Annotated in this window: 11 protein-coding genes; 3 read left to right on the forward strand and 8 right to left on the reverse strand. The window is 71.0% G+C overall.

The genetic code is table 11. From position 1 onward, the window contains the following. Positions 1-40: 40 nt before the first annotated feature. Positions 41-442: an RNHCP domain-containing protein gene (locus tag KME77_RS15535; RefSeq protein WP_219467528.1), complete on the reverse strand. Its 402-nt coding sequence runs from the start codon at positions 440-442 to the stop codon at positions 41-43. Between the two features lie 8 nt (positions 443-450). Next, positions 451-810, reverse strand: a complete 360-nt coding sequence (locus KME77_RS15540) for an RNHCP domain-containing protein (protein ID WP_219467532.1) — start codon at positions 808-810, stop codon at positions 451-453. Between the two features lie 381 nt (positions 811-1191). On the opposite strand from KME77_RS15540, the gene KME77_RS15545 reads away from it, so the two are divergent. Together KME77_RS15545 and KME77_RS15550 are read left to right on the forward strand one after the other, a co-directional pair. Beyond that, complete coding sequence (locus tag KME77_RS15545) at positions 1192-2157, forward strand: PP2C family protein-serine/threonine phosphatase (RefSeq protein ID WP_219467534.1); 966 nt, start codon at positions 1192-1194, stop codon at positions 2155-2157. Between the two features lie 88 nt (positions 2158-2245). Beyond that, positions 2246-4342 carry an acyl-CoA dehydrogenase family protein gene (locus KME77_RS15550; protein ID WP_219467537.1) on the forward strand — a complete coding sequence of 699 codons (2097 nt, stop codon included), beginning with the start codon at positions 2246-2248 and terminating at the stop codon, positions 4340-4342. Between the two features lie 23 nt (positions 4343-4365). On the opposite strand, the gene KME77_RS15555 is transcribed toward KME77_RS15550, so the two are convergent. The 3 genes from KME77_RS15555 to ligD all read right to left on the reverse strand — a co-directional run bounded on the left by KME77_RS15555 (position 4366) and on the right by ligD (position 6684). Continuing rightward, positions 4366-5022, reverse strand: a complete 657-nt coding sequence (locus tag KME77_RS15555; RefSeq protein ID WP_219467540.1) for a class F sortase — start codon at positions 5020-5022, stop codon at positions 4366-4368. A 5-nt stretch (positions 5023-5027) separates the two neighbouring features. Further along, positions 5028-5516, reverse strand: coding sequence for a hypothetical protein (locus KME77_RS15560; protein ID WP_219467543.1), 489 nt, complete (start codon positions 5514-5516; stop codon positions 5028-5030). 163 nt (positions 5517-5679) lie between these two features. After that, entirely contained in the window at positions 5680-6684 is a 1005-nt protein-coding gene (ligD, locus tag KME77_RS15565; RefSeq protein WP_219467545.1) for a non-homologous end-joining DNA ligase, read from the reverse strand. Between the two features lie 370 nt (positions 6685-7054). On the opposite strand from ligD, the gene msrB reads away from it, so the two are divergent. Continuing rightward, positions 7055-7456, forward strand: coding sequence for a peptide-methionine (R)-S-oxide reductase MsrB (msrB, locus tag KME77_RS15570; RefSeq protein WP_219467548.1), 402 nt, complete (start codon positions 7055-7057; stop codon positions 7454-7456). A gap of 135 nt (positions 7457-7591) precedes the next feature. Here msrB and KME77_RS15575 read toward each other — a convergent pair whose 3' ends face one another. The 3 genes from KME77_RS15575 to KME77_RS15585 form a co-directional block, all read right to left on the reverse strand. Beyond that, entirely contained in the window at positions 7592-9922 is a 2331-nt protein-coding gene (locus KME77_RS15575) for a hypothetical protein (RefSeq protein ID WP_219467550.1), read from the reverse strand. 98 nt (positions 9923-10020) lie between these two features. Continuing rightward, on the reverse strand, positions 10021-10845 hold the full coding sequence (locus KME77_RS15580; protein WP_246609810.1) for a patatin-like phospholipase family protein: 825 nt from the start codon (positions 10843-10845) through the stop codon (positions 10021-10023). Positions 10846-10877: 32 nt separating this feature from the next. Further along, positions 10878-11314 (reverse strand): hypothetical protein (locus KME77_RS15585; protein ID WP_219467553.1); only part of this gene is annotated, 437 nt, incomplete at its 5' end.

Genomic DNA, 11314 nt, shown 5'->3' on the forward strand with positions numbered 1-11314 from the left:
GCGAGGGGCCCGGAGTCACCCTCGCCGCCCCGGACGCCCGCTACAAGGTCAGCAGCGCGCGGACAGGCAGCCGCCTGTCGGACAGCGGCCGGACGGCGATGCGCAGCAGCGCCAGCGCGTTGTCGTCCCCCGCTATGCGGTTCGCGCTTAGCCCGCCGCACGACTGGCAGTGGTGGATGATCATCCACTCCCCGTCCTGCCGCACGGTCACGCTGAAGGCCACCATGCGCCCCCGGCAGCCCGCCCGCCGGTCCCCCGGGATCCGGTGGTCGACGTGCAGGCTGGTCAGGCAGTGCGGGCAGTGGTTGCGGTGCGCGGTGCCGGGCGCGTCGGCCGGGACGTCGAGGCGGCAGCCGACGCAGCGGAACGCGTCGCCCCGCTCCCCGTGCCGCACGTCCTTGCGCCGCTGGGGCCGGCGATGGCCCGGATGTCTGCGAGGCATGGCGTTCCTCACAGATCCCCGAACGATTCCAGCGGGAACGGCGGCTGCGCCAGCGGCCGGACGGCCATCCGCATGAGGATGAGCTGGTTGTCGTCCCCGCAGATCGGGTTGGACGTCAGCTCCCCGCAGCGGGTGCACCGATGAATGATCATCCAGTCCCCGCCGCGCAGCACCGCGATGGAGATCGGCGTCATCCGCGCCCTGCACTCCGACGGGCCGCCCTCGACGCGGTCGTGCACGTGCAGGGAGTGCAGACAGCTCGGGCAGTGGTTGCGACGGCTGCCGTCGGGCGCGGCGTCGCTCACGGTCAGGCCGCAACGTACGCACTGGAAGGTCTTCAGTACGGAATGAATCCTGTTGGTGGACAACTTGGGTGACTCCTTGCCGGAAATGATGAGAAAAGGCAGCAAGGAAGCGCCGAGCAGGCCTCGCGACCATCCGTACGCGTGCGCACGGAGGCGCGCCGTAACCGGGGGACGGCCGCGCCTTCGATGGGCACGCGCACGTCACCGAGACGGAGGACGATGCCTCCGGCCGGTTGGCGGGTCAGTGGATCAGTGGCAGGTTTCGCTCACGGTCGGACGAGGCGCGCTTGGCGCTGAGCGAGGCATCGACTCCCACTTTCCAGGGCACCACGGGGCCCAGATCTCGCCAACGGGACAGCCGGACGATAACAAGGCCGCTCCCGCGAGCGCCAACCATTTTTCAACTCGTTCAGCGCATGCCGGGTCTGCCAGAATGCGAGGGCGATGGCCGGACTCACGTGTTGCTCCTCGTGCGGCGGGACCGTCGCGCCCGACGGGCACTGCTGGGACTGCGGCGCGGCGCAGCCCGCCTTCCGCTCCCACCTGGAGATCACCACGGGCGACGGCACGGGCGACGGCACGGGCGCGGGCCAGGGCGAGGGTGACGGCGCGGCCGGGGTCAGCGACCGCGGCAGGCGGCGCGGCGTCAACGCCGACGCGATGGCGCTGGCCACGTCCGGGTCCTGGACGATCGGGGTGGTCTGCGACGGCGTCTCCATGTCGCCCCGCGCGGACCGGGCCGCCCGAGTGGCGGCCGAGACCGGCGCGGCGACCCTGGTGGCGCGGCTGCGGGCGGGCGTCCTGCCGGAGGTCGCGCTGGGCGAGTCGGCCGTACGGGCGGGTCACGCGGTGGCCGCGCTGGCCACGTCCATCAACACCGCGTCCATCAACACCGCGCCCGTCAACACCGCGCCCGTCAATCCCACGTCGGTCAACGCCGCGCCCATCAATGCCACGCCCATCAACGCCACGCCCGCCGACGCCGCATCCCTCAACGTCGCGCCCGCCTGCACGTACGTCGCCGGGATCGCCGGCCCGGACGGGATCTGGGCCGGCTGGGTCGGCGACAGCCGCGCCTACTGGCTGCCGGACGAGGGGCTCGGCATGGCGCTGACCGAGGACGACTCCACCGAGAACGAGACGCTCTCCGCGTGGCTCGGGGCCGACGCCGGCGAGCCGGAGGCGCGCGTGCGGAGCTACCGGCCACGCGGGCCGGGGCGGCTGCTGCTGTGCACCGACGGGCTGTGGCGCTACCTGCCCGACGCCGACGGGCTGTCCCTCCACTGCGGGGGCGGCGGCCTCCTGGAAGGAGCGCGTTCCCTGGTCGGACACGCGCTCGACGCGGGCGGCCACGACAACATCACCGCGCTGCTGATTCCCGTCCCGGGCGCCGTCCGCCGGCCGCTGTGATCATGCCGCCCGACGTGGGGCGGAACGTGCGCGATCCGTTGCGTGGCGGCTCTGGAGATCCCCCGGGTACGGTTCTAAATTCGGGCACATGGGCATCGCGCTGACCGAGGAACACCGTGCGCTGGCCGCCTCCGTCCACGGACTGGCCGGGCGGATCGCCGCCCTGGGGCCGCCGATCGGGCACCTGGCGCTGGCCGGGCAGGGGGTGCTCGGACTGCATGTGCCCGAGGAGCACGGCGGGCAGGGGTACGGGCTGCTGGAGCTGTGCGTCGCGCTGGAGGCGCTGGCCGAGCGGCGGGTGCGCGGCCCGTACCTGCCGACCGTGCTCGCCTCGGCGGTCGTCGCGCGCTCCGACGGGCCGAAGGACCTGCTCGGCGGGCTGGCCGACGGGTCGCTGACCGCGGCGGTCGCCCTGCACGGCACGGTCCGCGGCGACGCTCTGCTCGCGTTGGGGCCGGCTGACGCGGACGTGTTCCTGTTGCCCATCGGGGATGGCGAATGGTCGCTGTTCGAGCGGGATCAGGTGGACGCGGTGCCGTTCGAGGGGGTGGACCTGGATCGGGAGATCTGTTCCGTCGTGGGGTTCGCGGGAACGCGCCGGCGGCCGCTCGGTGCCGTGCCCGTGCGTGAGGTGGCCGCCGCGGTGCTGGGGGCGGACTCCTGCGGGGTGGCGGCGTGGGCGGTGGAGACGGCCGCCGGGCACGCCAAGGTGCGCGAGCAGTTCGGGCGGCCGATCGGGCAGTTCCAGGGGGTCAAGCACCGGGTGGCGGCGGCGCTGGTGGCGCTGGAGCAGGCGCGGGCCGCCGTCTGGGACGCGGCCAGGGCGCTCGACGAGCCGGCCGCCGCGAGCGCCGGGGCCGGGCGGGAGGGACAGGCCGCCAGCGGGGTGACCGACGAGGTGCGGCTGGCGGTCGGGGTGGCGGCGGTGCTGGCGCCGGACGCGGCCGTGCGGTGCGCGGCCGACACGATCCAGGTCCTGGGCGGCATCGGCTACACCTTCGAGCACGAGGCCCACCGCTACTACCGCCGGGCCCTGTCGGACAGGATGCTGGCCAACGACCCCGGCGGGTGGGCGGACCGGGTGGCCGGGCTGGTCCTGGCGGGGGTGCGGCGGCGGCTGGAGCCGGATCTGCCCGAGGAGGCGCAGGCCGTAAGGGAAGCAGTACGGGCCGAGGCCCGGTCGCTGCTGGCGGCCGATCCCGGCACGCGGCGCGACCGGCTCGCCCGGGAGGGGTGGATGATGCCGTACCTGCCGAAGCCGTGGGGCCGGGCGGCGTCGCCGCTGGAGCAGGTGATCATCCACCAGGAGTTCCGCGACCTCAAGCGGCCGAACCTGGGCATCGCGGCCTGGGCCGTGCCGTCCATCGTCAAGTACGGGACGCCCGAGCAGCGGGAGAGCTTCCTGCCCAGGACGTTCAGCGGCGAGATCGTGTGGTGCCAGCTGTTCAGCGAGCCGGGCGCGGGGTCGGACCTGGCGGGGCTGTCGACGAAGGCGACGCGGGTGGAGGGCGGCTGGTCGCTGACCGGGCAGAAGATCTGGACGAGTCTCGCTCAGTACGCCCATTGGGGGATATGTCTGGCGAGGACATCTCCCGAAAAATCAAAGCATCAGGGGATCACGTACTTCCTGGTGGACATGGCAGCGCCGGGCATCACCGTCAGGCCGCTCAAGGAGATCAACGGCGAGGAGATCTTCAACGAGGTGTTCCTTGACGACGTGTTCGTGCCGGACGACCTGGTCGTGGGCGAGGTCGACGGCGGATGGCGGGTGGCGCGGGACACGTTGTCGCACGAAAGGGTCGCGCTCGGCGACTCGTGGGGGCCGGGGTCGCAGCACACCGACATGGTGGAGTTCATGGCCGGGCTGCCCGAGATCCGGCAGGCGCAACGAGAGCAGGCCGGCCGCCTGTGGGCCGAGGGGCAGGCCATCTCCGCGCTCGGGCTGCGCGTGACGCTGTCCCAGCTCTCCGGAGGTGACACCGGTACGGCCTCCAGCGTCCGCAAGCTGCTCGGCATGCGGCACGCCCAGGCGGTGTCGGAGTACTGCTGGTCGCTCGACCCGTCGAGCCGCCGGTGGTCGCGGACGATCCTGGCCACCAGGGCGTTCACCATCGGCGGCGGGACGACGGAGGTCCAGCTCAACATCATCGCCGAACGGGCCCTGGGCCTGCCGCGCGACCCCTGACCCGGCCCTCGGGCTGGTTCCGGTCAGCTCCTGGGGTAGTACGGCGCGGCCAGGTGCGCGTACACGATCGTGTTGTCCCGGTAGCTGTGCGCCTGCTGGTCGAACGCCCCTCCGCAGGTCACCAGCCGCAGCCCCGGATAGTTGATCTTCCCGTACACCTTCTTCGACGGGAAGCTCCGCTTCGGCGTGTGCTCCACCTTGTCCACCACGAACACCGCCACCGACCGGTCGGCCCGCAGCACCTGCACCTGCTCGCCGCGCTTGACGTTCCTGAGGCTCGCGAACACGGCCGGCCCGCTCCTCGTGTCGAGATGCCCGGTGATCACGGCGGCGCCGCGCTGGCCGGGGGCGGCGCCGTAGCGGTACCAGCCGGCCAGGTTCGGCGGGTCGAAGGGCGGGTTCTGGATGGCGCCGGAGGCGTCGAGGCCGAGCTCCATCAGCGGCGCCGCCACACCGATGGACGGGATGTAGACGGCTGTCGGCTGAGCCGCCTTCATGGGGGCGGCGACCCCTTTGAGCGGCACCTTCAGCGGTGTCACCTTGGGCGGCCGCCGCACGGTGGCGGCCATGGGATCGGGCTCCGGCCCGCCGGCGATGCCGTTCAGGCCGAGACCGATCAGCAGCAGCCCGGCCAGGGAGATCACTCCCGCGCCCGCCCAGATCAGCTTCTGCCCGGGCATCCGGCTCACTCCCGGCCGGCCGGGGCCGCCTCATCCCTGCCGCGGCGCACCGCGTACCCGGTCAGGACCGCTCCCGCCAGCAGCGCCGCGCCGCCGGCCGCGAACGGCCACGCCGGCGTGCCGGACGCGAGCCCGCCGCCGCCCGTCTCGGGGTGGCCTTGCGGCATGCGGCGTTCGTCCTCGGTCACGGGCTGCCAGGTGTGGTCGGGCCGGTCACCTATGTCGCGTTCCTGCTTGTCCTGCGGCGGCGGGCCGTCGTCGTGCCGTTCGTCCCTCTCGCCCGGGTCGAGGAGGTTCGGGATGGGCAGGTCGGGGACGCCGAGCGACGGCAGCACCTCGCACGGGAGGACGGGCAGCAGGCAGGTGGCCTGGTCGCGGGGCTCGTCGGCGGCGTTCTGGGCGGCGGCGGTGCCGACTCCCGTCACCATGATCGCGCCACCGGCGGTGAAGGCCACCACCGCCCCGGCGGCTGCGAGACGTCGCGCTCTTGCCATAACTCGTGCCATAACAAGGCTCCTGTGTCGGTTGTCACGCCCCGAGATAGAAAGAGAGCCTCGCGAAGTATTAGACCGTCAGTCAAGTAATGAGACCGAAGTGCAATCAGTCGCTCACTGACCGCATTGTCGCCCGTGGAAATCGGTGGCTGTGCGTGACATTTCAGGTCTCGTCCGGCCGCGCCTTGCTGGGCTGGACCCGCTTGGGCTCGCCGGGCATCTTCGGATAGTTGGGCGGGTACGGCATGTCTCCGCGTTCGTCGGCCTCGTACCGCTCCAGCAGGGGCTCGATCGAGTACGCCTGGTCGTCCATGGCGGCGTGCACGTCGCCCAGCTTGGCGAACCGGGCCGGGACCGTGCGGATGTCGAAGTCGAGGGGGTCGGCGTCCCCCAGCTCGTCCCAGGCCAGCGGGGTGGAGACGGTCGCCTCCGGCCTGGCCCTGACGGAGTAGGCGCTGACCACGGTGCGGTCGCGGGCGTTCTGGTTGAAGTCGATGAAGACGCGGTCGCCGCGCTCCTCCTTCCACCAGGCGGTGGTGACCAGGCTCGGGTCCCGCTCCTCGACGGCCCTGGCCAGGGCGATCCCGGCGTGACGTACCTGGATGAAGTCCCAGCGCGGCTCGATCCGGACGGCGATGTGCGCGCCGCGGTTGCCCGACGTCTTCACGAACCCGGTCATCCCGAGCTCCTCCAGCACCTCCTTCGTCAGGAACGCCGCCCTGCGCGCGGCGTCGAAGGGCAGGCCCGGCTGCGGGTCGAGGTCGACGCGCAGCTCGTCGGGATGCTCGGTGTCGGCGGCGCGCACCTGCCAGGGGTGGAAGTCGATGGTGCCGAGGTTCGCGCAGTAGGCGATGGCGGCGACCTCCGTGACGCGCAGCGAGTCCGCCTTGCGGCCGCTGGGGAACGTGACGGTCGCCGTCTCCAGCCAGTCGGGGTGCTTGGGGGGCATCCGCTTCTGGTAGATCGCCTCGGTCTGGATGCCGTCCGGGTGACGTTTGAGGTTGGTCGGACGGTCCTTCAGGGCGCGCAGGGCGCCGTCGCCGACGCTGACGTAGTACTCGACGAGCTCGCGCTTGGTGGCGCCGAACTCCGCGAAGTAGACCTTGTCGGGGTTGGTGACCTTTACGGTCCGTTCTCCGACCTGTAGTTCGATGTACGGCGACGGCATGGGACAAACCTATCCCTCACGTCCGACAAAGCGGGATGACCGCTTCGGCTCCTGACCGGGCGCGGCATGCGCCGGGAGACGGGCGGGCCCGGCCCGGAGCCGCTCCGGTGGCGGGACCAGGGGCTCGACGGGCCGGACCTACAGACCACTCGGCGACCGTTCCGGGCGCTGGCGCGCCACCCGGCCGGTCCTCGAACCACCGGCGGCGCCAGCACGGGCGTGAGCTGTGCCGCGCGAGCGATCCGGCGAGTGACCTCACCCATGACAGGGGGCGTTGCCACCCCCTTGCCGAGAAAGACGCGAACGGGTCCCGGAAAGGATGCTTCACCCGACGGAGATCTCTTTTTGCTGGATCTCGTACGCTGGATGTATGGAAAAGGTGGTCAAGAGCGAGGCCGAGTGGCGGGTCCAGCTCTCTCCCGAGGAGTTCCGCGTACTGAGGGAGGCGGGCACGGAGCGCCCGTTCACCGGCGAGTACGTCGACACGAAGACCGAAGGCGTCTACTCCTGCCGCGCGTGCGGGGCGGAGCTGTTCAGGTCGGACACGAAGTTCGAGTCGCACTGCGGCTGGCCGAGCTTCTTCGAGCCGTCGAAGTCGGAGTCGGTCCGCCTGATCGAGGACAGCAGCCACGGCATGGTCAGGACCGAGGTGCGGTGCGCGCGCTGCGACTCCCACCTGGGGCACGTCTTCCACGGGGAGGGGTACCCGACGCCGACCGACGACCGTTACTGCATCAACTCGGTGTCGCTGCGGCTCGAACCCAGCGCGTGACGATCATGGTGTGAGTCTGGCCCACCTCCGTCACCGCCGGCGGACGATCGAGGCCGTCGGCCGGGTCGTCACCCAGCGGTGCGAGGTGTGCCTGAGGACGCGCACCCGCGTGCGGTAGGCGCCCGGGCGGGCGGGTCACTTCACGGGCGGAGTAGGCAACGTCTGCCTGTACTCCTGCACCTGCTCCCACACCCTCACGTGCTCTTTCTGTCTGATCTGGTATATACCGCCGGTCAGGTTCGCTGTCTCCTTCTTGGCCACCAACTGCGCCATGGCCGACAGCCGCTCCTTGGTGTAGAGGACGGCCTTGTCCAGGGGCGGATTGTCCTTCCAGGTCTGCGCCTCCGCGTCGAGCGCCTCCACCGCCGCCCTCACGCTCGCGAGGTGGTCGTTCCGCTCCTCGTCCGTGGGCTTCGTCAGCTCCTCGTTCTTGAGCTCCACGGCCTCCTGCAGCGCCTTCCCGTCGAAGGTGACCTTGACGTCGCCGTCCTTCCTCTCGTTGTGGCCGGTGCGGTCGCCAGGGTCGACGGTCGCGTACGGAAGGAGGTTCCTGAACTTCAGGTACGCCGTCGCCGCCTCCTCCACATCCATGGCCTTGAGCACCGCCACCGCTGCCTTGTAGATGTCGAGCACCTGGCCGCCCTCGATCTGGGCGAAGGGCAGCAGGGCGTCGAGCTCCATCACCGGGGAACCGAGATCGCCGATGACGGCCTGCTTCAGGATGCCGACCGCCTCGTCCACGGAGGTGGCCTTGCTGATCAGGGCGTCGGGGTGCTGCTGCTCGATCGCCCAGGCGGTCGAGTGGTTGCCCTGTCCCGCGACACCGCTGGGGGCGGGGGCGCGGCCGTTGACGATGAAGGCGGGCCTGCCGCCCTGCACGTACGTCACGATCAGCTCGCTGCGGGCCGCGCTGACCACCCATGGGCTGGACTCGGGGACGACGATCCGGGACAGTGTCAGGTAGCTCTCCTTGATCTTGTCCAGCAGGCCCTTGAGGGCCTGCGGCTCGTCCTCCTCGGCCTCCTCCGTGTCCGAGTCGCTCGAATTGGGCATCCGGACGGTGAAGAGGTCGGGGAAGCTCTCTTTCAGCGCGGCTTTCAGCGCGTCGACGGCGCTGTCCGCGGCGGCTTCGTGCTCTGCCCGGCGGTTGTCCTGGTCGTCGGGATACAGGAACCCGGTCTCGCTGACGGAGCGCGCGTAGGCGGCGGCCATCCTGCGCTGGTGGTCGTGCAGCAGGTACGGCAGCACCTCGGCGACGCGCTCGGGGGCGTTGGCGAGGCGCTCCTTGATCAGGTCGACGGACGCCTTGGCCGGGACGATGTCGGTGAGAATCCGCTCGGCCATCGTGGAACGTGCGGCGTCGAGGGCCTTGGCTGCCTCCAGGCCCGTTTCGCTCCGCATGTCCAGGTACCTGTCGGCGGTCTTGATCAGCTCACCGGCCGCGTCGAAGATGGCCTGCGTCGTCCCGGCCTTGTTCTTCAGTTTGGCAAGCTGCGTATTCAACTGATTGACCGGGTTCGAGTCGTCCCCGTACATCGCGGCGGACAGCTCGTTCGCACAGCTCTCCAGCTCAGCCCACGCATCGACAGTGGCCTGGGCGATCGTCGGATCGATGAGGAGGGCGATGTGCGACTCGCGGATCGCCGCGTCGAACGAGAACAGTTTCCACAGCGCCTGCTCCAGTAACGCTCTCTGATCCTCTCCGAGCGCCCCACCCTCCCTCTCGAAGGCGAGCAGTCGTTTACGGTAGAGGCCCTCGTTCACGCCCGTGGAGCGGCCGCCCTGCGAGGCGGGGACCGTGGCGAACGGCAGGTAGTTGAGATAGGCCAGGTGCTGGGCGATCGCGTCGGCGAGGTTGCCGACAGCCTTCGCAGGATCGGCTGCGGCATTGTTGAGGGCTGCCTGGCAGAGGGCCTCGACCTCGAAGGCGGCGTTCTCCAGCCTCGGCGCGCGGGTGATGGTGTCGTTGAGCCGCGAGAACAGGGCGAACTCCAAGGAGTCGGAGTTCGACATCCACGCCTGCGCTTCCAGCTGCATCGCCCGGAGCGCCCCGACGGCTTCGGGAATGCTCTTGCCGTGCAGCATCGCCCGCACCGAGTCCACGACGGCCTGCCACGCGACGGTGTGATCACCCATGGCCTTGCCGAACGGCGAAGGTGTGCGCTGCAGCGAGCTGAGGTGAATCCCGTCGATCCTGCCGTCATGTGTCAGGTCGAACTGTGGCTTCACCTTCACCTTGGCGCCGAGCGGCAGCACGCGTGCGCCGGGTACCAGCGTGATGTGCTGGGCTCCCATGACCTTCTTCGGGTCCGGGACGCTCAAGTGGTCGGGGATGGACTGGGCGCGCTTGCGCTTGCGCTGGCTCTGCTGCTGGGGCGTCAGAGCGGCGGACTTCGGCGGAGGCGTCAGGATGGCGGTCGGTGCGTCGCTCTTCTTCTTCGTCAGTAGCTTCGACTTCTTCTCCATCAGGACCTCCCGGTCGGCGACATCCCCACACGGCCCTCGCGCCGCGATCCGGCATTCAGCATGCCTGCGGAACGCCGCCCGTTCCATGGGACCTTTGGTCACCTCCACATGGCCGCGACCCGTTCCGACACGGCGACGCCCTGCGCGTACCCGGCCTTGGCGCAGGGCACGCGCGTCTCCGGGGCGAGCGGGTCCAGGCCGAACGCCGCCGCCGACGCCTCGTCGGGCTCGACGACCTCGACCGCGCCGCCCGTCGCCTCGAAGCCGGGCAGCGGCTCCGGCATGGGGGCGATCACCAGGACGCGGTCGTGGCCGGCGGCGAGGTCGGCGTTGGCGATGGAGCGCACGCCGCCGTCGATGTACCGTACGCCGTCGATCGTCACGGGCGGCCAGACGCCGGGGACGGCGCAGCTCGCGGCGACCGCGTCGACCAGGTCCACGCCCGAGCCGGGCCCGAACAAGGTGAGCTCGCCGGTGAGGGCCGCCACGGCGACGATCACGAGGTCGCGTTCCGGCCAGGTGCGGGACGGGAGGCGGGCCTCGATGACGCGGCGGCGCTCAGGCTCGGGGACGGTGTCGGCGGCCAGGGCCATCGCGCCGAAGCCGCGCAGCCGCTCGGTCGCGTCCCGGGAGCTCTCGTAGATCTGCTGCAGCGTGGTCCAGAGTTCGTCCATCGCCACGCCGCTGGCCAGCTCCGGGGTGTGGAGGGCGGGGTTGATCTGGCGTTCGAGCAGTTCGGGGAGGGTCAGGTCGCTGGTGACCTGGGCGGCGACCGTCGCCCCGGCGGACGTTCCGACGATCTTGCGGGCGGTGGCGGCGACGTCCACGCCGTTGGTGGCCAGGCCCGCCAGCACCCCCGTGGTCCAGGCGATCCCGGCCACGCCTCCGCCGCCCAGCACCAGTGCTCGTTCGATCTCGCTCATGGAAGGAGGATGACCGGCCCCCTTCCCGCAGGTCAATCGGGCTCGGGGTGGGTGACGCGGCAGCTCTTGTCGGCAGGGCCGAGGATGTTGGCCAGGACGGGGTTGCCGTTCTCGCCAAACCTGGCCTGGACGAAGATAATCGGGTTCGGCTCCCCCGCCTCCTCCAGGTACTGCAGGCCGCGTTCGCACAGGATAATGGCGTTGCGGGAGTTGTGCGCGGATTCCGGCAGGTCGGTGTAGATGCGCAGGTACCCGCCGACGCTGCGGATGTCCTTGAGGTGCCGGCTCACCTTGTCGCCGTCGGGCCAGCGGCTGCGGAAGTATTCGGCCGCCTGCTGGTCGGTGTGCTTCGACCAGCCGCTCGCCCGGTAGTCGTCGGCCCCGTCGCCCGGCAGCGGCGCGACGTCCTGCGGGGTGACGGTGGCCTGCGGGGCGTCGGCGGGGACGGCGGACTCGGCGGTGGAGGCCC

The sequence above is a fragment of the Nonomuraea rhizosphaerae genome (assembly GCF_019396405.1).
GTDB classification, from domain to species: Bacteria; Actinomycetota; Actinomycetes; order Streptosporangiales; family Streptosporangiaceae; genus Nonomuraea; species Nonomuraea rhizosphaerae.